This is a genomic window from Hyphomonas neptunium ATCC 15444 (assembly GCF_000013025.1).
GTDB classification, from domain to species: Bacteria; Pseudomonadota; Alphaproteobacteria; order Caulobacterales; family Hyphomonadaceae; genus Hyphomonas; species Hyphomonas neptunia.
On the sequence record NC_008358.1, the window covers coordinates 1,186,472 to 1,209,978 of the forward strand.

Genomic DNA, 23,507 nt, shown 5'->3' on the forward strand with positions numbered 1-23,507 from the left:
CGGAAACGAGGCAGTCATGCAACGCGCTCCTGCAATCATTCTTCATGCGCCCCAATTGGGCGAAAATATCGGCGCGGCGGCCCGTGTGATGCTGAATTTCGGCCTGACGGACCTGCGGCTGGTGAAGCCGCGCGACGGGTGGCCGAGCGCGCCGGCAGAGGCAATGTCAGCGGGTGCGCTCGCGCAGGGGACGCAGGTTTCAGTGTTCGAGACGCTGGAAGAGGCGATGACGGGACTGACCTACACCATTGCCACGACGGCGCGGCCGCGGGGGATGGAGAAGGCGGTGTTCGGGGCGCCCGACGCTGTGGGTGCGCTCAAGCGCCAGGCGGGGCAGAGCGCGGTGCTGTTCGGGGGGGAGAAATCGGGCCTGCCGAATGAGGCGGTGGCGCTGTGTGACGCGATCCTGACCTATCCGGTGAACCCGGACTTTTCCTCGCTGAACCTGGCGCAGGCGGTCGGCGTGTTCTGTCACCAGTGGGGGGCGAGCGCGGGGCTGGAGGGGAAGTTTGACGGGACCACCGAGGGGCTGGGCGCGCCGGCGCTGCGCGAGGAGCTGATCGGTATGTTCGAGCATTTCGAAGCGGAGCTGGAGCGGGCGGGCTATTTCTATCCGCCGGAAAAAACGCCGGTGATGGTGACCAATCTGCGCAACGCACTGGTGCGCGCGCAGTGGACCCAGCAGGAGGTGCGGACTTTTCGCGGGGCCATCAAGGCGCTGGCGCTGGGGCGCGGGAAGGCGCGGGTTGTGCGGGAGGAGTGAGGGGGTGGTCACCGGGTTGTTGAATCGCAGATGGGATTGTGAATTATGCGGCTGTGGGAGCCCGGTCGAGGTGGCGGCGGAACGACCAAGCTCCACGGAGTAGGAAGGTCGGACCTCAAAGAGCAAAGCGCACTAACCTCGGAGGGATAGAGAAAGTGGGATTCAAAACCGGGTATCTGGCAGCCGCGCTGGCGTGCGCTTTTAGCGCGCTGTTCCTGAGCGCGGGGCCTGCGGCAGCAGAGATGACGGACGAAGCGGCCAGGGCGGCAATCGAGGCGGGGCAGTCGGCGATGCAGCGCCAGGATTGGACCAGCGCGTTTGGCCAGTTCGAGCGTGCATCCGCCAATGAGGACCTCGCGCCGGTCGCGCGCTTCTATACAGGTCTCACCCGGGAACAGATGGGAGATCAGGCTGCGGCCGTCGAGGATTACAAAGCCGTGCTGGAGATGAACAGTTACGCGCTGGGCGACCTGCGCAGCGTCACCTATGACCGGCTGACCGAAATCGGCCTGGACCAGCTGGAGAAGTCCGACCCCGTGGCGGCAATCGTCGCGCTTGAGGCCGCCGCCATCTCGGGAAGTTTTGATACGCTCTATTATTGGGGGGCGGCGGCTGTCCGCGTGCAGGATTGGACATCCCTTCAGCGCGCGGGTGAGCGCCTGCTCCAGCTTCAGCGGCATAGTGGCGAAGGCTGGCAGTTCACGTTGCACGCGCTGGAACAAATGGCCAGGGCCGGGGGCGCGGATGCATCGGATCTCCAGGACCGGATTTTGCGGACCCGCGATCAGATAATGGCCCAGCCCATTCTGCTGAACGAGTTGTCAGTGGGTGAGGAAGACGGCGCCCACGTCGTGACAGCGACGATGGTGGGCAATGCGGCGCCCGCTGGGAGCTGGTGCATCATAGATTTCTCTCTCAACATGGCGCAACGCAACTGGCGCGCGGGCGTCATGGTTACGGCGCCCGCGTCCGGACAGGCCGTGCAAATCAAAGCCCGGCCCGCGACCAATGACAACTCCAGCGCGCCGCCGCCGGTGTCGGAGCGTATCTACAATGTGAGGTACAAGGAGGTTTACTGCGAGTTGCCAGACGCGGCGGCCGCAACGCCGCCGGAGGCAAAGAAGGTAAAGCTGGACGGTTGCCCTGACACTGAACGAGAGGCGCGCCAACTGCTTGCCAATCGCCCGGAAATAGGCCGGCTCAGCGACGGCAGAGACGCAGAATACGCTTATCCGGCAGGCGGCCTCACCCTGTTCGGTTCGCCGGTAAGCCGTCTTACCGTCAAAGACGACCTTTACCGGTTTGGCCTGAGCGGCGCCTTTGCCGGTCACGAGAAAAAATTTGCGCAGCGCTATCGTACAGATTGCGCCGAAGACGGGATCAGCGACTATTGCCAGAAATCCCATGAGCGCAAGAATGGCTACATATCGTTTGCGACCCTGGCAGATTCCGATTGGCCAGAGGGCATGCGCCCGCGGCAGACCTATCTGAGCTGTCTCTACAAATGAGGGTGTTGCCCTCAAAGCCAGACACAGTGTCTCGGTCTTATCGGTGATGCTGCATCAGAATGAGCTTCGAGAGATTCGGTGGCCGGCCCGAAAGAGTTAGCGAGTTCTTAAGAAACTCGTGGGAATTTTCTATCCAATCATGAAGCAAAGAATTTGCGGAAACGGGCGGTCTGGCGGATGGCGCGCGGGCCGGTTTCTACTGTGTGGAGCGCTTCCTGATTGCCCCTTGCGAACAATGATGGAGATGACCTGTGTCGCAAACTGCTTATCTGGTTTCCTGCGAAGTTCTGTGCGGCGAGGGGAGCGATGGCGCCCTGGAAGGCATGGACAGCGCGTATGTGATCGTTGGCGTCTATGCCGCCAATGAAGACGAAGCGATGACGAAGATCGAGGAGTCGTTCGAGGAAGAAGGCTACGCGCTGGTTGAGGCGGAGTGGATTTCGGCCGCGGGCGATGTGGAATGGGACGAGGCGGAAGCCGCCGCTGAGGCCGCCGACCTGGTGGCGCGTCTGGCGACCATTCCCGAAGAGGTGGTCTATGGCCCGCTCTATCCGGCGATGGATGAAGATGACACCGAAGAAGTGGACGAGGCGGCCTGAGGGGCAGCCTGGGGTCCTAAGGATTGAATGGGGAAAGAGAAGCGGCCACTCCGGGGAGTGGCCGCTTTTTTGTTGGCTTGTTTCTTTCCGGGATGTTGAACTCAGAGGCGCTGTTGCGCGCCCTCACCCCCACCCCCCTCTCCCAAGGGAGCGGGGGCTTTAGGCGGAGTTACTTACCCTTCCAGACAGGCGCGCGTTTTTCGATGAAGGCTTTGGGGCCTTCTTTGTAGTCTTCGGTGTTGATGATGCTGGCGAAGGCGACGCCGGAGTCTTTCCAGAGTTCTTCGTCGGTTTTGGCTGTCGCGCTGATCGCGACGGCGCGGCTGGCGGCGACGGCGAGGGGGGCGTTGGCGGTGATGCGGCCGGCGAGCTTTTCGGCTTCGGCCATCACGTCGGCTTCCGGGACGACCTTGTTGACCATGCCGAGCTCGTAAGCGCGCTGCGAGGAGAGCGGGTCACCCGTGAGGATGGCTTCCAGGGCGACGGCTTTGCCGATCTGGCGGGGCAGGCGGAAGAGGCCGCCGGCGCCGGCGACGAGCGAGCGCTTGACTTCCGGCAGGCCGAAATTGGTGTCGTCGGCCGCCACGATCATGTCGCAGGAAAGCGCGATCTCTGTGCCGCCGGCCAGCGCCGAGCCTGTGATGGCGGCGATGAGAGGCTTGGTGCGCTCGCGCTTGGCGATGCCGGCGAAGCCACCCTTCTTGGTGGAGAGGGCGCCGCCATTGCCGGCGGAGATTTCTTTCAGGTCTGCGCCAGCGCAGAACGCTTTGCCGACGGCGGTGAGGATGCCGACCCAGACTTCCGGATCTGATTCCATCTGGTCGAGCGCAGCTTCCATGGTGGCGGCCATTTCGCCGTTGATGGCGTTGCGGGCTTCGGGGCGGTTCATCGTGATGATCGCGACGTGGCCTTTTTTGACGTATTCGACGGGCATTGTGGGTCTCTCCCTTAACTGAGTGGCACTCAGCTAAGAGGGTTTCCGCAACGTCGCGCAAGAACCCCTCTTGCGCGACGTTGGGGCAAGGGGCGAGAGAGTTACGTCATGAAGCTGACACTCGACCCCCAATATGAAGCCTTTCGCGCAGAAGTCTCTGACACGCTGGCGAAGAACGCTCATCTCGCGCCCACGTCTGAGGACAAGGGCTACAAGAACGCCAAACGCATCGCCTGGCAGAAACTGCTGATCGCGAACGGGCTGGCGGCGCGGACCATCCCCAAGGAATATGGGGGGTATGGCGCCGAGCCGGATATTCTCAAAGCGCGGATCATCGCCGAGGAGTTTGCGCGCACGCGTATTCCGGGCCCGATGGCCGGGCAGGGTATCTCGATGTTCGTGCCGACGCTGCTGGAGCTGGGCACGGAGGCGCAGAAGCAGGCCTACATCCGTCCGACGATCGAGGGCGAGATGATCTGGTGTCAGGGCTATTCGGAGCCGGGCGCGGGGTCTGATCTTGCGGCGGTGCGCACCTCCGCGGTTGAGGACGGCGATGATTATGTGATCAACGGATCGAAGATCTGGACCTCGACGGCCAAGCAGGCGGACATGATCTTCTGCCTTGTGCGGACGGACCCGGCGGCGAAGAAGCATGAGGGCATCACCTACATCACCTTCCCGATGACGACGCCGGGCATTGAAGTGCGCCCGCTGGTCGATATGACGGGGAGCGCGAACTTCAACGAGGTGTTCTTTACCGATGTGCGCGTGCCCAAGAGCGGCGTGATCTTTGCGCCGAACAAAGGCTGGCAGGTGGCCAACGCCACGCTGACCCATGAGCGCGGGATGCTGGGCGATCCGAACGCGACCAAGGCGCGGCTGCTGGAGCTGATCACGCTGATGAAGGCGGAGACGGTGAATGGCGCGCGGCTGATTGATAATCCCGTGCTGCGGGACCGGCTGATGAAGCTGCAGGGGGAAGTCTATGCGATGCAGGCCAATGGGCTGCGTATCACGACGAGCCGGCTTCAGGGGCAGCAGGCGGGGCTGGCGGGCCTGGTGGTGAAGTTGCAGGGGTGTGATCTCAACCATGAGATTGCGCGCCTCGCGATCGACGCGCTGGGGGAGCTGGGCATCCTCTATGAAGAGGGCGAGCATCTGCGCGCCGATGGCAACTGGCAGTGGCGGTATATGTACGATCTCGGCCTGATCATCGGCGGGGGCACCGCGCAGATCCAGAAGAACATCATTGCGGAACGCGGGCTCGACATGCCGCGTGAGCCGAAGCTGGCGAAGGTATAGGCTCATGGAATTTGCACTTTCTGAAGACCAGCGCATGCTGCAGGACAGCCTCAAGGGCGTTCTGGGCGAGGCGGCACATCTTGATCGTATACGGAAAATCGCGGCGGGCGAGACCGGCGAAGGCGCGGCGCTGGACGCGGCGCTTTCTGAGTTTGGGCTTTCGGCGCTGATGGTGCCTGAAGCGGCGGGCGGGCTTGGGCTGGGGGCGCTGGACGCGTGCCTGGTGCAGGAGGCGCTTGGTTATGATGTGGCGCCATCGCGCTTTCTGGCGACGGCGGTGGCGGCCAAGCTGCTGGCGGGCAAGCCGGATGTGCTGGGCGCCATTGCGGGCGGCGAGGCGACGTTTGGGCTTGCGCTGACGGAGCTGTTCTCGCGGCGCGACGGGGCGGGTGTTGAGCTGAAAGGCGGCAAGCTGAGCGGCAAGAGCCTGCTGGCACAGTCCGTAGACGGCGCAACGCATATCCTCGTGGCGGACACGGCCGGGGCGGTGCATTCCGTGGCGGTGGGCAAAGCCAGCGTTACCGTGATGCAGACCATTGACCGGACACGGACGTTCCATGAGGTGGCGTTTGACGGGGCTGAGCCGCTCGTCAGCGTGACGCCAGAGGCTGAGGCGATTGCCTTTGCGCGGCTGCTGGTGGCGGCCGATACGCTCGGGACGGCGCAGGCGATGATCGACAAGGCGGTCGCCTATGCCAAGGAGCGCCAGCAGTTTGGCCGGGTGATCGGTTCGTTCCAGGCGGTGAAGCATATGTGCGCCGAGATGGCCGCGAAGCTGGAGCCGGCGCGGGCGCTGATCTGGCATGCCGCGCATGCGCTCGACATTGGCGACGCCGAAGGGCCGATGATGGCGACCCTGGCCAAGGCGCATCTGGCAGAGGTGGGCACCTTTGTGGCGCGCACCTCGACCGAGGTGCATGGCGGGATGGGGTTCACCGATCTGGTCGGGCTTCATTACTGGTATAAGCGGATCGGGGTGAACCGGCAGTTGCTGGGCAGCCCGGAGCAGACGCGCCAGACCGCGGCAGAATTGCAAGGACTGGTTGTGTAATCATCCGTAAAGCTGAATAATGCAATCAAGCCGCGAGTTTTGACTTGTGGTTAACCCTGAGTTGTGCAATCAAATCCATATTATACACGCACTGGTCGTATTTTGTGGAGGTTGCCCATGTCCGAGATTCAGATTGATTACGCCCGTCTGGCGCAGCGCGCCGAGGAGTTCGGTTTCCGGCGCGGGGAATTTCTGGATCTGAAGGCGGGGCTGCAGCTTGCCGAGGAGCTGACCGGACAGGTGATGGCGACACCGGAGTCGATCACCTGGATTGATAGCCTCACGGGCATGACCGGCTGGGTGACCGGGAGCCCCGTGGACGGGATCTTCATTTCGGTGCCGCTGTCGGTGGCGGGTGTGGCGGCGGTGCGCGATGGCAGCTTCGTGCCCGCATGGCCTTCGCTGGCGCACATCTGCGTGGAGGGGGAAGCCTGCGGGGGCGTTTACATCGGCATTTATGCGGGGTCGAACAAGGACGCGCGGCGTCGCGTGATGATGGCGGCGGCTGTTGTGCGGGTGGATATTTTCGGCGCGGTGCCGTGCTTCGCGCGCGGGGCGACGGAGGATGGGAAACGCTCAATGGCGTCGCTGGGGTTCCAGCCGATTGAGGGCGGTCTCAGCGATCTGTGGGGGCAGGACCCGCTGCCGCAATCGCAGGAAGATGCAGCATGAGCCGGTATCCGTCGATTGGAGAGCTGGTGCTGGCAAAGCCGTTGCCGCCTGGCGCGCTGGACGCGTTTTCGGCCCGGCCGGCGCGCACGCTGGAAGACTATCAGCAGGCGATGGCGATCCGCGCGGCGGTCTATATGGCCGAGCAGGATTGCCCCTATGACGAAGAGTATGACGGTAATGATTTTACCGCGACGCATATGGTCGTCTATTCGGGCGTGCGGCCGGTGGGGACGATCCGGGTAAGGTGGTTTTCCGGGTTTGCGAAGGTGGAGCGGACCTCGATCCTGCCCGCGTTCCGGGGGACGCCGGCGCTGAAGGTGTTGCTGGCGGAGACGTTCGAGATCATTGCGCGCAAGGGATACCGGCTGGCGCTGGCGCAGATACAGGCGCGGCTGTGGCCGACCTGGGACCGGGTGTTCCGGTGCAGGCTGGTAAGCGGGCGGCCGGGCTTTGCGTTCTCGGGATTTGACTATGCGGAGATGGAAATCCCTGTGGCGCGCCATCCGGAGGTTTTGAGCGTGCGGGCGGACCCGCTGCTGGTGATCCGGCCGGAGGGGGCATGGGATGAGCCGGGGGTTCTGGATCGGTCCGCGGGGCGGCCGACAGATGGCGCGCAGGCCGCCTGAAGATGGCGTGGCGGGGTGAGCCGGTTTTTATGACACCGGGGGCATTTTGCGGGGGCGGCGCTTGTCATTGGGGGCGACACGGGCCACAACAACGTTGACAGCCGTATGGGCGGGCTTTCGCCCCGCCGACCGCACTCCTGACCTCCGGGGCCTTATCCATGTCCGATATTGTTCAGAAACTTGATGCCGCCGCAAAACAGGCGCCGGTTGTGCCGGTTCTTGTGGTGGACTCAGCCGCTTCGGCTGGACCGCTGGCGAGCGCGCTGGAAGCGGCGGGCGTGACGATTGCGGAAGTGACGCTGCGCACCGCTGACGGGCTGAAGGTTATCGAGGCGATGCGCAAGGCGGCGTCGGGGCTGATCGTCGGCGCGGGTACGGTACTCAGTGGGCGCGATGTTGAGGCCGCGCTGAATGCGGGCGCGGAGTTTCTGGTGTCGCCCGGCATGTCGCCTGGGCTGCGCGCGGCGCTGGGCGGACGCGAGCATCTGATGATCCCCGGCGTGGCAACCGCCAGCGAGGCGATGGCGCGGATGGAAGAGGGGTTTCAGCGGTTGAAGCTGTTTCCGGCCGCTGTGGCGGGAGGTGTCCCGGCGCTGAAAGCGCTGGCCGGGCCGATGCCGCATCTGCGGTTCATGCCGACGGGCGGGATTACCGAAGATGAGGTGAAGGCGTATCTTGGCCAGCCGAACGTCTTTGCGGTGGGCGGTTCGTGGATCGCAAGCCAGAGCGATATAGCGGCGGGCAACTGGGCGAAGATTACCGAGACCGCGCGGCGCCTGCTGGCAATGGGGTGAGGCGCGGGCCTGCTGGCGGTGTCAGCGGGCGAATTTCTGCTTCACCTTTTGCGCCACATTGATCACCGACTGTTCGACGCCTTCGGGCCGGCCGTGAATGCTCCACAGCAGGGCATGGCTCACCGCGTAGACCAGCGCGCCGGTGCCCGACAGCAGCGCGACCGTAAGGACGTTGCCGACGGCGGTGTCAGGAAGGGGGAAGGTGTCGCGGACAGCCAGAACGACCCCGATCATGATGGCCGCCGACAGCAGGGACCGGCCAAAATTCTTGATCTGATCGACGACGCTGATCTGAAGCAGGCTTTTCAGGAAGAACAGGTTGATGATCGTGGCGAGAACCGTGGAGACCACATAGCCGGCGAGGAAGCCGGTGAACCCGTAGAGCCAGATGCCGACCAGGAGGCAGGTGACCTGGACCACCAGGGCGATGACATCGCGGCGCAGCATCAGGCTGGTGCGGCTGAGGGACATGGCGACCGACCGGATGGGGCCTGTGGCCAGCAGAAGGCCGGTGCACGGGGCATAGAACTGGACGATCAGCACGGCCTCTTCCCAGCCCGGCCCGAGGAGGAAGGGGATCAGCGGATCTGCGACCAGCGCGAGGCCGAAACCGACCGGCATGGCGAGCGCGACCGTGGCCGACTGGGCTTTGAGGTAAGCCGCGCGGAAGCGGTTGATGTCTTCAGCGAGGCGGCTGAAGGCGGAGAACAGCGACCGCATGATCGGGACGAGGAAAAGATAGGATATTTCCGAAGAGAGTTTGTTGCCGATGTGCAGCTGGCCCAGCGTGTCCTGGCCAAAGCGGCGGCCGGCGATGAGGTTTACGCTTTCGGTGGTGAGGCGGCTGACGATCATGCTGAGGCCGAGCCAGATGGAATAGTCCAGCAGCCGGCGCGGTGAGCGCAGCGACAGGGCGGGCAGTTTGCGGGCGGCAAAATAGGTGATGATCATGCTGGCGAAGGTGCCTGCGACCATGCCGATGACGAAGGCCCAGTAGGACTGCCAGATCAGCGCGATGGCGATGCTGACGGCGACCTGGACGATCTTGGAGGTGATCTCGGCAAAGACATCCCAGGTGAAATTGAGCGACCGGGCGAAGTTTTCAAAATAAGGGTTTCTCAGCCCAAAGATGATCATCTGGAGCGCGAGAACCATGATGACAGGCGCGACTTCCGGCATGCTGAACAGCTGGCCCATGGGGTAGGCAATGACCAGAAGCACCACCGAAACCAGAAGCGAGCGGATGATCGAGATGGTCCAGGCGGTGTTGAACTCGTCATCGGTCGGGGACGGCAGCGCGATCAGGGCTGTGGTGACCGGGATGTCCAGAAGGGCTGCCATGATGCCCATGATGGCCATGGACAGGGCGATTACGCCGAAATCGGCGGGCACCAGGATGCGCGCCAGGGCAATTGTGCCGCCAAAAGCGAGGGCATAGCTGGCCAGCTTCGCGAACGCCAACCAGGCCGCCGCGCGAACAACCTGCCGGGAAGAAACATCTTCGCCTGGCACCTGCGCCGTCAGATTCTGGTCGTGTGTCATGTACGCTTCTTTTTTTGTGTGTCACTTCGAGACGGAATCCGGAAGGCGGTCTTGCTATGAGATTCCCGTGCCATGACACATTCCTGTGGCACGGCGCAGCCAGTAGAGGCCAGCCAAGTATTTCGGAATTCTGAAGATTTCCGGCCCCCGCCTTCCGCGGGGCAAAGGGGCCGGGATGGTGGCCGTGATTTGGTTTAATTCCTGCATGGATGTAAGTTGCCGACTGGGGAGTGAGGCAAGCGTGACATATTATAATACGACGCAGGAATCCCGATTAAGCGATGCAGAGTGCTTCGGCCGTGTGACCCGTCATGGAACACCGGTGGCAGAGGCGCGCCTGAACCCCGGTGCCATTCTGGTGGGCCGGGCGTGGCGGCGGCGATGCGCGTTGAAACGGGCTGGCAGGCGAATTCCACGGGGTTCGTGTGAGTTTCAACTTATAATTTTTACAAAACGTGACCGAAACTCGCCTAAGCACCAGAGTGGCTGGCTTGATCGCGCATTGGCGCCGAGTTAGCTTGGGGTGGGGACATGTATTCAGTAAATAAACGTATAGTGGGTGGCTCGTGAACAATATTACTGCGCTTATCGTCGGCGATGGACCGCTGCTGTTGCAATGCCTTGAGGCATATATGGCATCGGGCGGGCAGGTTACTGCTGTCGTTACTCAGGACAGCGCGATTGCCAGCCATGGTGACGCCATCGGCGTGCGTGTGCTGAACAAAAGCTCGGTCGTCTCGGGCGAGCTTGAGGCGCTTGAGTTCGACTATCTGCTGAGCATTGCCAACCTCGACATGCTTCCGGAGTCGCTGCTGAAGCGCGCCCGCAAGATGGCGATCAACTTTCACGATGGCCCCCTGCCACGTTATGCGGGCCTCAACGCGACGTCCTGGGCCATCCTTCAGGGCGAGACCGCGCATGGTGTCACCTGGCATGAGATGACCGGCAAAGCCGACATGGGCGGTATTGTCGAAGCCGCACCATTGACGATTGACCCGAATGATACGGCCTTCAGCCTTAACGCCAAATGTTTCGAGGCGGGGCTGGCATCCTTCAAGGCGATGATCCCGTCGCTGCTTGCCGGCAATGTCACGGTCCGGCCGCAGGACGGCGCGCGGACCTATTTCGGCCGGTACAAACGGCCGGACGCCGCGGCGACGCTGCGGTTTGATGTTTCTGCAGACGACACGCTGGCGCTTTCGCGGGCGATGACGTTCGGGCCTTACACCAATACACTGTCTTTCCTGAAAGTGTGGACCGGGCAGCGCGTGCTGCTGGTGAGCGATGTCGAGGCGGCGACGGGTGCGGCGTCTCTGGCGGCACATGGCACGGTGATCGCGCACGACGCGGATGGCGTTGTTGTGGCAGCGCAGGGCGGCCAGTTGCTGCGCCTGAGCGGGCTGACGGACAGTTCGGGCGCGGCGGTCGATCCGGCGCAGTCGGGCGATCTCGCACTTGGCGCGCGCCTGCCGGATCTGGCCGCCAGCGATGTGGCTGAGCTGGACCGTCACACGGTTGCGGCGGCAAAGGCGGAAAGCTTCTGGATGGCGCATAGCGCGCGGGCGGTCGCCAGCGAAGCGGCGCCGTATCCCCGCGCGCTGAAGCCGGCGGCGGGCGTGCATACATTCCCGCTGGATGCCGGCGCGGAGCTGTCGCTTGGCTTGGCGGCGGTTGCGGTTTGGTCTGCACATGTGGGCGGGGCGTCTTCAGCAGCGATTGCCTTTCATGACGGCGCGCAATGGACCGGGCTTGGCAAATATGCGGCGTGGTTTGCGCCCTGGCGCCCGCTGGCGCTGGATGTGGCCGGTGACGCGCAACGCGGAGAGCTGGTTGCGCACGCGCGCGCCCTGGTGGACGCGGCGCGGGATAAAGGTCCCCTGGCCTGCGACGCTTATATGCGCCGGCCACGCGCCGAGCGCATGCAGGGGCGGGCGGATGATTTCTCGCTGGCTGTCGCCATCGGGGGAGACGCTCCAAAACATCCGAATGCGGATATTATTCTGCGCGCAGGCGAAGCCGGGCTGACGCTGGAGATTTCTGCAGGCGCTTACGACGCAGATGTGGCGGGCGTGATCGCCGGACATATCGCGTCAGCGCTCGCCGGCCTTCGGGATGCGCCGCAAGAGGCTGTATCCGGGCTTGACGTTCGCCCGGCAGCTGAGCGTGGCGCACTGGCCGCGTTTGAAGCAGGCACAGCCACCCGCGTTCCCTTTGTGTCGATGCATCAGGGCGTGACCGATCAGACCGCCCGCTCGCCCGACCGGTTGGCACTGCGCACGCGTGACGGCGCGATGACCTATGCCGAGCTGGACGCCGCGTCGAGCCAGGTCGCCGAGCAGCTCATGGCGCGCGGCGTTCGCGCCGGCGAGACGGTTGGCGTCTGCATGAACCGGTCGATGGACCTGGTGGTGGCGTTGCTGGCCGTGCTGAAGACCGGCTGTGCCTATGTGCCGCTTGACCCGGCCTATCCGGCCGACCGGCTTGATTTCATGCTGGAAGACAGCCAGTCGCATTTTGTCATCACGGATGCGCCCGGCGCGCAGGAGGGTGTGCGGGCCCAGCGGCTGGCATTTGGCGAGCTGCGCGGCGGCTCTGCGGGCGGATGGCGCGCGCCGGAGGTTGGCCCGCAGGATCTGGCCTATCTGATTTACACTTCGGGATCGACGGGCCGCCCCAAGGGCGTGAAGGTTCAGCATGGCGCGCTGGCAAACTTCTTTGCGGCGATGGATGTTCGCCTTCCGTATAAAGAGGGTGATACCTGGCTGGCGGTGACCAGCCCCAACTTTGACATCTCCGTCCTTGAGCTGTTCTGGACGCTGTCGCGCGGCCTGACTGTGGCGCTGCATGGCGCGGAAACGCAGAAAACCAAGCCGTTCAGCCTGTTCTATTTTGCGGCGTCCTCTGCCGCGAATGCCGATCAGTACAAGTTGTTGTTTGCGGGCGCGCGCTTTGCCGATGAAAACGGGTTTGAGGCGATCTGGACACCGGAACGCCACTTCCATGATTTCGGCGGTTCCTATCCTAACCCGGCCGTGACGAGCGCTGCGCTGGCGGCGATCACGAAGAATGTGCATATCCGTGCGGGCAGCTGCGTGCTGCCGCTGCATCACCCCATCCGGGTGGCGGAAGACTGGTCGGTGATCGACAATGTGTCCCGCGGCCGGGTCGGTCTTGCCATTGCGACGGGCTGGCAACCAAATGACTTTGTTCTGGCGCCGGACAATTTTGCGACGCGCCGTGATACGCTCAGCGAGCGGATCGACACGCTGAAGCGCCTGTGGCGCGGCGAGGCCGTGCCGTTTGTGAACCCGAACGGCGTTGAGGTGCCAACGCGTATTCATCCCCGCCCGATCCAGAAGGAACTGCCGATCTGGCTGACGATTGCCAAGGCGGCCGAAGCATTCGAGAGCGCAGGGCGGCAGGGCTTTAATGTGCTGACCCACCTGCTGGGCATGTCGGTAGCTGAGCTTGGCGGCAACATCGCCAGGTATCGTGAGGCCTGGCGGAAAGCCGGGCATCCGGGCGAAGGACGTGTGACGTTGATGTTGCACTCGTTTGCCGGCGAGACCGATGACGATGTTTGCGAGACCGTCCGTGAGCCAATGAAAGCGTATCTGCGCACCTCGGTTGATCTTGTGCGCGATGCGGCCTGGACTTTCCCGACGCTGGTTCAGAAGGGCGAAAAGACAGGCCGCACGGCGCAAGAGGTGATGGACGCCGAGCCGCTGACGGACGAAGAGATGGACGCGCTGCTTGACCATGCGTTCGAGCGCTATTTCCAGACGAGTGGTCTTTTCGGATCGGTTGAGACCTGCGCCGAGATGGCGCGCCGGGTGCATGGTATTGGCGTGGACGAGATCGGCTGTCTGGTCGATTTCGGGGTGGATCAGGACCTGGCGATTGAGCATCTGCCCTATCTGAAACGCGTGATGGACCGTGCCGGAGCTTCGCCGTCGCATGAAGGGCGGCACACGGTTGCCGAGGATGTCGAATTTTTTGGTGCCTCACATCTGCAATGCACACCGTCCATGGCGATGATGCTGGGCGGCGAAACCGAGAAGCTGGCCGGGCTGCAGGTGCTCTGCGTGGGCGGGGAAGCGCTGCCGATGGAGCTGGCCCGGTCGCTGCGCACGGCGGCGCCGCAGGCAAAACTGTTCAACATGTATGGGCCGACCGAGACGACGATCTGGTCGACCATGTGTCATATCGATGAAGTGGGAAATTTCATTCCGCTGGGCGAAGCCCTGCTCAACACAACGCTGCGCATCGATTCGCCTTCGGGCCGGCCCCAGCCGGCGCTGGCTGCCGGAGAGCTGCTGATCGGCGGCGACGGCGTGACGCTGGGATACTGGAACCGGGAAGATCTGACGGCAGAGCGTTTTGTGACGCTGCCGGACAGGCCGGGTGAGGTGATGTATCGGACTGGTGACCTTGTGCGCCGTCATTCCGATGGGAAACTGGAATTCCTGGGGCGGATCGATCATCAGGTGAAGCTGCGCGGGCACCGGATCGAGCTTGGCGAGATCGAGGCGGCGCTGATTGCCGAAGCGGCGATCGCGCAGGCGGTGGTTGTTGCGCTTGGCGACAGCAATGAAAATAAGCGGCTTGTTGCCTATTGCGTTGTCAAACCGGGCGCCGAGCTTGATACCAAAGCGCTGAGATCGCAGCTGTTGCAAAGCCTGCCGGAAATCATGGTGCCGGCGCACATTGTTGTGCTGCCGAGTTTGCCGCTGACGCCGAATGGCAAGATTGACCGCAAGGCATTGCCTGCGCCGGAAGCGGCGGTTCAGGGCGCGGTTGAGACGCCCAGCGATGAAGTGGAGCAGAAGCTTGCCTCCACATGGAGCGATCTGCTTGGGCTTCCAGCGGTGGATGTGAACGCCAATTTCTTTGACCTTGGCGGGCACTCCCTGCTGGCATTCCAGATGCTGCGGCGCGTGCAGAGCGACTTCTCGCGGGATGTAACCATTACGGATGTCTTCCGTTTTCCGACCGTCCGTACACTGGCTGAGCGTATCCGCAAGGGTGGCAGTGATGACAAGGACAAGCCGAATGCGGGGCTCGGCCGGGCGCAGGCGCGCCTGGCTGCGCGCCGCCGTGATTCTGCAGGGGCCTGAAACTTATGGCCGATGAGAACAGCATCGCCATCGTTGGCATGGCTGGGCATTTTCCCGGCGCACGGTCGGTTCGGGAATACTGGTCGATGCTTGAGGCTGGCCGGGACGCGACCCGCTGGCTGACACCTGAGGAACTCGTGGCGGCCGGGGAGTCGTTCGCGGCGATTCAGGACCCCCGCTATATCCGGGCAACCATGGCGCTGCCGGACATGGAAATGTTCGATGCCGGATTTTTTGGATTCAGCCCACGCGAGGCGGCAATCCTTGATCCTCAGCATCGCCACTTTCTGGAATGCTGTTGGGAAGCGCTGGAAGATGCCGGTCATATGCCGGCGGATGAATTTGACGGCGCTGTCGGGGTATTCGGCGGCTGCGGGATGCAGGCCTATCTGGCGTTCAACCTGCTGAGCAATCCGGAGCTGGTTGAGAGTGAGGGCATGTTCCTCCTGCGCCACACGGGCAATGACAAAGACTTTCTCACGACGCGGGTGTCTTATCTGCTGAACCTTCACGGGCCGAGCATTGGCGTGCAGACCGCGTGCTCGACCTCACTGGTTGCCATTCACATGGCGTGTCAGAGCCTGCTTGCGCGCGAATGCGATATGGCGCTGGCGGGCGGCTCCAGCATCGATCTGCCTCATGGCAGGGGTTATCGGTATGCGGAGGGTGAAATCCTCTCATCGACCGGGCGCTGCCGCGCCTTTGATGACGAGGCGGACGGCACCCTGTTTGGCAGTGGTTCAGCTGTGGTTGCGCTGCGGCGGCTGGATGATGCCCTGCGGGACGGGGACAACATACATGCCGTGATCCTGGGGTCGGCCATCAACAATGATGGCGCGCGCAAGGCCGGCTATCTGGCGCCCAGCATTGACGGGCAGGCGATGGCCGCTGCCGAAGCCCTGGCGATTGCCGGGGTGGAGCCCGGCAGCGTGGACTATATCGAGGCGCACGGCACCGGCACGCTGGTCGGTGATCCGATCGAGCTTTCGGCCCTGCAGCAGGTTTATGGAGACGCCCCGGCAGGATCAATCGGGATCGGCTCGGTGAAGACCAATATCGGTCACCTTGATACGGCAGCTGGCATTGCCTCGCTGATCAAGGTGGTGCTGGCGATGCGCGGAGAAAAGCTGCCCGCAACGCTCAACTTCTCAAAGCCCAACAGCCGTTTTGATTTTGCGCGCAGCCCTTTCAAGGTTGTCGGTGAACAAAAGGATTGGCAGCGGGGCACCAAGCCCCGCCGGGCGAGCGTCAATTCGCTGGGCGTGGGCGGAACCAACGCGCATGTCGTGCTGGAGGAGGCCCCCATACTTCCGCCGGCGTTGGCATCCGGCCCGCAGGTGATCACGCTTTCGGCAAAGACGAAGGACTCGCTTGAGGGACTCGTGGCCAAGTGGCGGGGTTTTGCGGCGGCGCCGGACGCAGGGTTCTGTATCGCAAACGCTGCCTTTACGGCGCAGACCGGCCGCAAGATCTTTGCGCATCGGGCAACGGTGGTGGCTTCCAACGCTCAGGAACTGGCGGAGAGGCTGACGCCCAATGGCGCCTGGCGGCGCACGTCAGCGACGGCGAAGGACACCAAGCCACGCATCGTGTTCATGTTTCCCGGCGGCGGCGCGCAATATCCCAATGCTGCCCGTTCGCTGTATGAGAACAATACGGAGTTCCGCGCGGCGGTAGAAGCGTGTTTTGCCGTCCTTGAGCCGGGACTGGCAAGGGATCTCCGCGCACTGATGTTTGAGGCGGTCGATTTCAAGGCCGGTTCGGCGGCGCTGGAGCGGCCGACTTATTCGCTGCTTTCCGTGTTCATCGTCGAGTATGCGCTGTCGAAGCTGTGGGAAAGCTGGGGTGTTACGCCCGATGCCGTGATCGGCCACAGCGCAGGCGAGTATGCGGCAGCTGTGCTGGCCGGCATCATGTCGCTTGAGGACGCGATTGGCGTTGTGCTTGAGCGCGGCGAGATATTCGAAACGGCGCCTGCGGGCGGCATGATCAGCGTTCAGGACGATGAGGCGCGCGTGCGTGCGCTGGTTGGGGATGATCTCGATATTGCGGTTCTCAATTCTCCGCAGGTGACAGTGGTATCCGGCGCGGATGAGCCGCTCGCGGCGTTTTCCAAACGTCTGGAGGCGGAGGGTATCAAACATGCTCCGGTGCGTATCAAGGTGGCGGCACATTCGCGCATGCTGGACGGCGGGTTGGCCCGCTTCCGTGCGCGGCTCGACCGGGTGAAACTTTCGCCGCCGAAAATGGAATTCATCAACAATCTTGTTGGCGCGCCGGCCAAGCCGCAGGAACTGGCGACATCCGATTACTGGGTGAACCATCTGCGCGGCGCGGTGCGATTTGCGGACGGACTTTCAGCGGCGTTGTCGACACCTGACACGGTGCTTGTTGAGGTCGGACCGGGGCAGGCGCTGTGCGCGCTGGCGGGGCTGGCGCAGGGCGCGCATGCCCTTCGCGGTGTCGTGGCGAGCCTGCCGACAGCTGTGGAAGATCATGACGCGGAAGCTTATGCGCTGTCCGCGTTTGGCCATCTCTGGGCGCTTGGCGCATCCGTTGATTTTGCCCGTGTACGGAAGGGTGAAGGCCAGCGCAGGGTGTCGGTGCCGACCTATGCGTTTGAGCGCCAGCGCCACTGGATCGAGCCCGGCAAAGGCAAAGCGGCGGCAGATACCGATACGCTTCAGATTTTCCGCAGCGCGGACGTCAAGGACTGGTTCGAAACGCGCGTGTATGAACCGGCTCCATTGGAGCAAGAGACACACAGCGCGCGCACGCATGTCATATTCAGCGATGGCAGCGACTTAGCCGCCGAGACGATCAAGCGTCTCCGCGCGCGAGGGGATGCATGTGTCGTGGTGAGCCACGATCCGGCAGCGGGCGAATTGCAGACTGCGGATGGCGCCTTCAGCTTCGACGCCAGCGCGCAGGATTATGCGCCCCTCATTGATGCGGTATCTCAAGAATGTGCAGAGCCCGATACGCTGGTTTTCCTTTGGCCGCTTCTTTATGCGTCTGCGGACGAAGCATTCCAGGCGTTTGATGCCGCTTTCAAGCTCGGCAAGGCGTTGCAGCTTTCCGGCTGGGCTGAGCGGACCCTGCTGGTTGCGGCCACGCAAAATGCCCTCGCAGTTGAGGCAAGCGAAGCGAGCGACGCCATGCAGGCGGGTGTGTTCGGCCCCTGGCAGATGCTGAGCGCAGAACAGCCCGGCGTGCGGGCAAGAGTTGTGGATTTCGGCGCTGCGGATGACATCAGTATGCGTGCCGGCGAGATCATCAGCGAATTGGATGCCGCAGGCGATGCGCCGGTTGCCGCCTGGCGGGATGGGCAGCGGTTTGTACCGGGGCTCAAGCGAGGCGTAACGCCGCCGGCGAACCAAACGTTGCGGGAAAAGGGCGTATATCTCATCACCGGCGGCCTGGGCGGTATCGGGCTTGAGCTGGCGCGATACCTGGCCGGCGCGGTCAAGGCGCGGCTGGTTCTGACAGGACGCACCCCGGCGCCGCCGCGCGAAAGCTGGGACCGGCTTGCTGCCGGTTGGGGCGCGCCGGACGATGTTGTGCGGGCACGGGAACTTATCGCGCTCGAATCGCTGGGCGCCGAAGTGCTCGTTATGGCCGCGGATGTTGCAGACACTGCGGAGATGCAGGCTGTCGTGGACCAGGCGCGCGCACGCTTTGGCGCCGTGAACGGAATATTCCACGCTGCGGGCGCGATTGACGATACGCCTATGGCGATGAAAACCTTGGAGGAAGCCCACAGGGTGCTTTCCGCCAAAGCCCAGGGTGCACGCGTGCTTGATCGCCTGGCGCCGGATGGCACGCTGGATATGTTCGCGGTCTTCTCATCGACCAGTGTTCTCATCACGCCGCCGGGACAATCCGATTATGTGGCGGGCAATGCGATTGCCGAGACGGTGGCTGCTTCCCGGAGCGATGGGCGCGTCATTACCTGGGGTATCTGGGCCGACATCGGCATGGCCAAGCGGGCGGCGGACGCGGGCGCGGTTGGAAATGCGGGCGCGATGCATCCTCTGCTGGGTGTGCGGCAGGAAACCCGAGACGGCACCGTGCAGTTTGCCGAAACCTATTCCGAAGCAACCCTCTGGACACTGAGCGAACACCGGATTGGCGATATTACTGTTCTTCCCGGCGCCGCCTATGTGGAAATTTCCAGCGCGGCTGCGCTGAGTGTAGGTCTGGGGGACCAGGTGGACATCAGCCAGCTGAGCTATGTCGCGCCGCTTGCCATCCGGCCGCGCCAATCGCGCCAGGTGCGCACCACATTGACGCCGCTGGAAGGCGATGGTTTCCGGATTGAAGTGGAAAGCCGCGCGCATGCGGGCGAAGGCTGGCTGCTGCATTTTGATGCGCAGCTCTCCAAGAGAACATCGGCGCCAGACCCCGTTTCCGCAGTGGCGTGCGAGACGGAGATTGATGCAGAACGTCTGACTTTGACAGAGCGCGGGGTTGGATTTGGCCCACGCTGGAGCAACGTTTCGCGGGCAAGGGTTGGAGACGGCGCTGTCAGCGCAGACTTTGTTTTGCCCAGGGATTTTGTGGACGATCTCGAAACCTACCGCATTCATCCGGCCTTGTTTGACACCAGCTTTGCTGCGGGGCTGTTCCTGCTGGAGAATGATGCAGAGCGCGGCGTGTTTGCGCCCGTATCGATCGGGTCCGTGCGGGTGTATCGTACACTGACGGAACGGTTTTCAGCCGAGGGCCGGCTGACAGCTGAAGGGGACGACACCGCCACATTCGATGTCGATATAAAAGACGCCTCTGGCACGCTGTTGCTTGAGGTTCGCGGGGCTTGCTTCCGCCGGGTTGAGTTTGGCGGAGACATCCCCGCAATTCCCGAACCTTCCGCCAGCGCCAGGGACCGGTTGCTTGCCGAGGGTATCCGTGCGGCAGAGGCGCACGCTATGTTTGAGCAGCTGTTCACGCAAGGCGCTCGGTCCTTTGTCGTATCGCCCGTATCGGTCGCGCAGGCAAAGCTGGTCATCCGGGGGCCGGCCGCCGCAGCATCCAGCGCCTCATCGGATCGCAAGGCGGTGACAGGTGGTGATCCGGTCGAGCAACGGCTTGCGGAGATGTGCGCGGAGATACTGGGCGTTGATACGCTGGGGCTCGACGAGGAGTTCCTGTCCTATGGGGGTGGCTCTCTGACGGGCGTTCGTCTGTTTGCGCGTATCCGGCGGGATATGGGTGTGGAACTGGCGCTGAGCGCGCTGCTGCAAGCGCCCACGATCCGGCTGCTTGCCGTTCTGGTGCGAGAGAAGTTGCCCGAGCCATTGGAGGGCGCGCCGGCGGCTGAAGATGTTCCGGTAACGGAAAAAGAGACGGCAGCGCCCGACGCGGCTCCCAAAGCAGCCGTGGCAGCCGCCCCTCCCGCCAAACCAGCCGCAGCAAAAGCGCGTTGGTCGCCGCTTGTGCGCATGGCGCCGGGCGCGTCAGGCGGCAAGCCGGTTTTCCTGATCCATGGCGCGGGTGGAACCGTTCTGGTGTTCAAGCCACTGGCCGATCGCCTGCGCAGCGAAGCACCGGTTTACGGGATTGAGGCGCAGGGCATCGACGGGACACAGCCCGTATTGGAAACCATCGAGGAAATGGCCGATCTCTACGTCCGCCATATTCTCACGCTCGATCCGAAGGGGCCTTACCGTCTGGTCGGATATTCCGGGGGCGGAGTAATCGCCGTGGAGATGGCACACCAGCTGCGCCGGAGTGGACGCGAGGTGGAGTTCCTCTGTCTGCTGGACACCCTGGCGCCGCAGGAGGCAGAGCGGCCGGTACGTTTCGACAAGGAAGTGGCCCGCTTTGGCCAGAAGCTGCAGGAGTGGGTGCAGCTGGGGCCAGCGGAAATCGGCGCTCGTATCCGCAAACGCGCAAATTCCGTGAAAGACGCCCTTCGCGCCCGTGTGGAGCCAAAGCCTGAGGTGGCGCCCAAATCGCATATCGAGATCCTCTCTGATCTGGTCGAAGAGGGGTACATGAAGGCGCAGCGGAATTATCATCCGCCCCAGTATGATGGCGACGTGCTGTTGTTCCGGGCGGAGCACGCCTTGCTGCCATTCTTGCGGGCTGGCGAGAAGCTGGGCTGGGATGACATCCTCATCGGCAAGATGGACATCATATTCCTGGACGCCGATCATTTCAGCCTGATCAGAACACCAACGACCGAGAAGATTGCGGACGAAATACTTTCAAGGCTGAATGCATTGAAGGCGAAGGCGGAAAGCAGGCTGGAAACCGTATGAGTGTACGGATGATCTTTCTGACGGGCGGCGCCTTGCTTGCGGCGGGCGCGGTGTTGATTGTTCTGATCGTGGCCTGGCTTCAGTCAAAAGCCCTCACCAGCCCGCCGGGATACGCCCAGCCAGATCCCGAGACGTTTACATTCGCCGAAACACCGCAGTCTGCTGCCGGGCTGGATTATGAGGATGTGAGCTTCTCCGTGCCCACGGGCGAGACGCTGCGGGGATGGCTGGTGCCGGCGGCGGAGCCGTCGGATATTGCCATAGTCACGCTGCATGGCCGCGGGAACGACCGCCGGGCCTTTCTGAGACATCTTGGAATGTTTCATCAGCTGGGCGCCAGCGTTCTGATGTTTGATCTGCGGGAGAATGGCCTCAGCGACGGCGCCGGCCGGGGCACGGGTCTGTCAGTGCGGGAAGCAGAAGACGGCGTTGCGGCGGCGGCGGAGATGCGCCGGATGGGGTATCAGAGAATAGTCGTGTACGGTTGTTCACTGGGCGGATCGGCAGCCATCATTGCCGCCGCGAAAGACCCGTCGATTGATGGCGTTGTCGCGGAATCGTCGATTGCCAGCTTCGAGGCCTTTGTGGCCGACGGAATAGATCAGCGTCTCAAAGGGCGGGGCGTGAATGCCTCCTGGGTGGCGGCGCTTTGGGGCGAGACTGTTGTTGGCCTCACGCGGTGGCGGATAGGGCTGAAGTCCTATGTCAGCGCCGAAGATGCCATGCCGCAGATTGCGCCGCGCCCGGTTCTCATCCTTCACGGGACGGACGACTATGTGGTGCTTGAACAGCACGCCCGGTCTCTGGTGGAGCGGGGCGATGCGCATGTCAGCTATTGGCCGATCGAGGGGGCCGGTCATTGCGACGGGTATGAGGTTGCCGGGGACGCGTATCGTGCCCGCTTGGCAGAGTTCCTTGCCACTCTACCCCCGGCCAAGTGAGCCATTGCTCAAGCCGGCAAGGGCTTGAGGCGCCGCGTTCAATCCGTGGGCGATAGCAGACCGGGCGCCGCTTCCGTCACTTGGGTGATTCCGGTCAACGCCATGGAAACGGTCAACTCGCCTTTCATGGCCGCCAGAAGGTGGGCGAGGCCTTTTTCGCCGCCGCCTGCGAGCGCGTAAACCCATGGGCGGCCCATCATGGCAAGGTCGGCGCCGCTGGAAAGCGCCTTGAGGATGTCCTGCCCGGAACGAATGCCGCCATCCATGAGGATCAGGGTTTTCCCGGAAACAGCCTCGGCAATCGGGGGCAGCGCCCGGATGGACGAAGCAACGCCGTCAAGCTGGCGGCCACCATGGTTGGACACCACGATGCCATCAGCGCCGCAGTTGACCGCTTCAAGCGCGTCCTCGCGGTCCAGAATTCCCTTGATGATGAGCGGCCCGCCCCATTGGGCCTTGATCCATTCAATATCTTTCCAGCTGACGGAGGGGTCGAGCGAGGCATTGGCCCATGCGGAGAAATCTGCCGGGGTGGCAGCATCTGGCACATAAGGCGCGACATTGGCGAGAATATGCGGCCCGCCACGCAGGCCGACATCCATACTCCATCCGGGATGCATCATGTAGGAGAGAAGGCCGCGGCGCAGCCTGGCCCAGGCGCCGCCGCCGCCGCTCATGGTATTGCGCACATCCCTGTACCGGGTGCCGACCACCGGGAGGTCAACGGTCAGAACCAGCGCCGAGGCGCCAGCGGCCTTCGCGCGCGCGATCAGATCGGCCACCGAACCGCGATCCCGGATCATGTAGAGCTGAAACCAGAGCGGCCCCTGGGTTGCGGCAGCAACCTCCTCGACCGAGCAGATCGACAGCGTGGAAAGACAATAAGGAATGCCGAACTCGCCCGCCACCTTTGCGGCACTCGCCTCGCCGCGGCGTGCCATCATTCCGGACAGACCGACGGGTGACAGGGCCAGCGGCATGGTCAACGTGTTGCCAAGAAAGGATTTTTCGGTGGTCAGCGCCGAAACATCGCGCAGAATGCGTTGGCGAAGTTCAATCGCTTCAAGGTCCGCCACATTCCGTCTGAGCGTCAGTTCGGCGTAAGCGCCGCCGTCCAGATAGTCGAAGAGGAAGCGCGGGAGGCGCTTCTCGGCCCTCAGGCGGTAGTCAGAGGCGCAGGCGGGAGCAAGGGTCAGGGTTGGCATGCGCGCCGTTGTAAGGGAGCAGGGCAGGGCTTGGCAAAGCTATTCTGAATCAAAATTGCTCGCATTTTCTGAGCGTTCTGACTCATATTTCTAAAATTACATGAAATTGCAAAGCAGTCGTTTAGACCTTGTTAAGATTAACGGCGCGCGCCATTAGGGCGAGGTGCGCGGACGAAAGACCTCCCGACAG

At 63.1% G+C, this 23,507-nt stretch carries 14 protein-coding genes; 11 read left to right on the plus strand and 3 right to left on the minus strand.

Annotated features, from left to right (window positions below):
• The first annotated feature begins 16 nt into the window (after positions 1-16).
• The 3 genes from HNE_RS05845 to HNE_RS05855 all read left to right on the plus strand — a co-directional run bounded on the left by HNE_RS05845 (position 17) and on the right by HNE_RS05855 (position 2,870).
• Complete coding sequence (locus tag HNE_RS05845; protein ID WP_011646196.1) at positions 17-763, plus strand: RNA methyltransferase; 747 nt, start codon at positions 17-19, stop codon at positions 761-763.
• Positions 764-918: 155 nt separating this feature from the next.
• Positions 919-2,271, plus strand: coding sequence for a tetratricopeptide repeat protein (locus HNE_RS05850; protein ID WP_035590562.1), 1,353 nt, complete (start codon positions 919-921; stop codon positions 2,269-2,271).
• Between the two features lie 251 nt (positions 2,272-2,522).
• A complete protein-coding gene (locus HNE_RS05855; protein ID WP_011646199.1) occupies positions 2,523-2,870 on the plus strand; it encodes a hypothetical protein in 348 nt (115 codons plus the stop codon).
• A 169-nt stretch (positions 2,871-3,039) separates the two neighbouring features.
• Here HNE_RS05855 and HNE_RS05860 read toward each other — a convergent pair whose 3' ends face one another.
• Complete coding sequence (locus HNE_RS05860) at positions 3,040-3,804, minus strand: crotonase/enoyl-CoA hydratase family protein (RefSeq protein WP_011646200.1); 765 nt, start codon at positions 3,802-3,804, stop codon at positions 3,040-3,042.
• 108 nt (positions 3,805-3,912) lie between these two features.
• Between HNE_RS05860 and HNE_RS05865 the strand changes: the two genes are divergently transcribed.
• The 5 genes from HNE_RS05865 to eda all read left to right on the plus strand — a co-directional run bounded on the left by HNE_RS05865 (position 3,913) and on the right by eda (position 8,249).
• A complete protein-coding gene (locus HNE_RS05865; protein WP_011646201.1) occupies positions 3,913-5,106 on the plus strand; it encodes an acyl-CoA dehydrogenase family protein in 1,194 nt (397 codons plus the stop codon).
• 4 nt (positions 5,107-5,110) lie between these two features.
• Entirely contained in the window at positions 5,111-6,157 is a 1,047-nt protein-coding gene (locus HNE_RS05870; RefSeq protein WP_011646202.1) for an acyl-CoA dehydrogenase family protein, read from the plus strand.
• A gap of 117 nt (positions 6,158-6,274) precedes the next feature.
• Complete coding sequence (locus HNE_RS05875; protein WP_035590559.1) at positions 6,275-6,829, plus strand: hypothetical protein; 555 nt, start codon at positions 6,275-6,277, stop codon at positions 6,827-6,829.
• The gene (locus HNE_RS05880) at positions 6,826-7,455 is read left to right on the plus strand and encodes a GNAT family N-acetyltransferase (RefSeq protein ID WP_148205817.1); all 630 of its coding nucleotides are present in this window, start codon (positions 6,826-6,828) and stop codon (positions 7,453-7,455) included. Before HNE_RS05875 ends, HNE_RS05880 begins: the two co-directional genes overlap by 4 nt.
• Before the next feature lie 158 nt (positions 7,456-7,613).
• Complete coding sequence (gene eda, locus HNE_RS05885; protein WP_011646205.1) at positions 7,614-8,249, plus strand: bifunctional 4-hydroxy-2-oxoglutarate aldolase/2-dehydro-3-deoxy-phosphogluconate aldolase; 636 nt, start codon at positions 7,614-7,616, stop codon at positions 8,247-8,249.
• Positions 8,250-8,270: 21 nt separating this feature from the next.
• Here the strand turns inward: eda and HNE_RS05890 are convergent, their stop codons facing one another.
• Positions 8,271-9,791 carry a lipopolysaccharide biosynthesis protein gene (locus HNE_RS05890; protein WP_011646206.1) on the minus strand — a complete coding sequence of 507 codons (1,521 nt, stop codon included), beginning with the start codon at positions 9,789-9,791 and terminating at the stop codon, positions 8,271-8,273.
• Between the two features lie 566 nt (positions 9,792-10,357).
• Between HNE_RS05890 and HNE_RS05895 the strand changes: the two genes are divergently transcribed.
• The 3 genes from HNE_RS05895 to HNE_RS05905 are packed head-to-tail and all read left to right on the plus strand — an operon-like array spanning position 10,358 to position 22,112.
• A complete protein-coding gene (locus HNE_RS05895) occupies positions 10,358-14,908 on the plus strand; it encodes a MupA/Atu3671 family FMN-dependent luciferase-like monooxygenase (RefSeq protein WP_011646207.1) in 4,551 nt (1,516 codons plus the stop codon).
• Positions 14,909-14,913: 5 nt separating this feature from the next.
• Entirely contained in the window at positions 14,914-21,171 is a 6,258-nt protein-coding gene (locus tag HNE_RS05900) for a type I polyketide synthase (protein ID WP_011646208.1), read from the plus strand.
• 8 nt (positions 21,172-21,179) lie between these two features.
• Positions 21,180-22,112 carry an alpha/beta hydrolase gene (locus tag HNE_RS05905; protein ID WP_011646209.1) on the plus strand — a complete coding sequence of 311 codons (933 nt, stop codon included), beginning with the start codon at positions 21,180-21,182 and terminating at the stop codon, positions 22,110-22,112.
• A 38-nt stretch (positions 22,113-22,150) separates the two neighbouring features.
• Here the strand turns inward: HNE_RS05905 and HNE_RS05910 are convergent, their stop codons facing one another.
• Positions 22,151-23,317 (minus strand): L-lactate dehydrogenase, encoded by a 1,167-nt coding sequence (locus tag HNE_RS05910; RefSeq protein WP_011646210.1) that lies wholly within the window; start codon positions 23,315-23,317, stop codon positions 22,151-22,153.
• Positions 23,318-23,507: the final 190 nt, after the last annotated feature.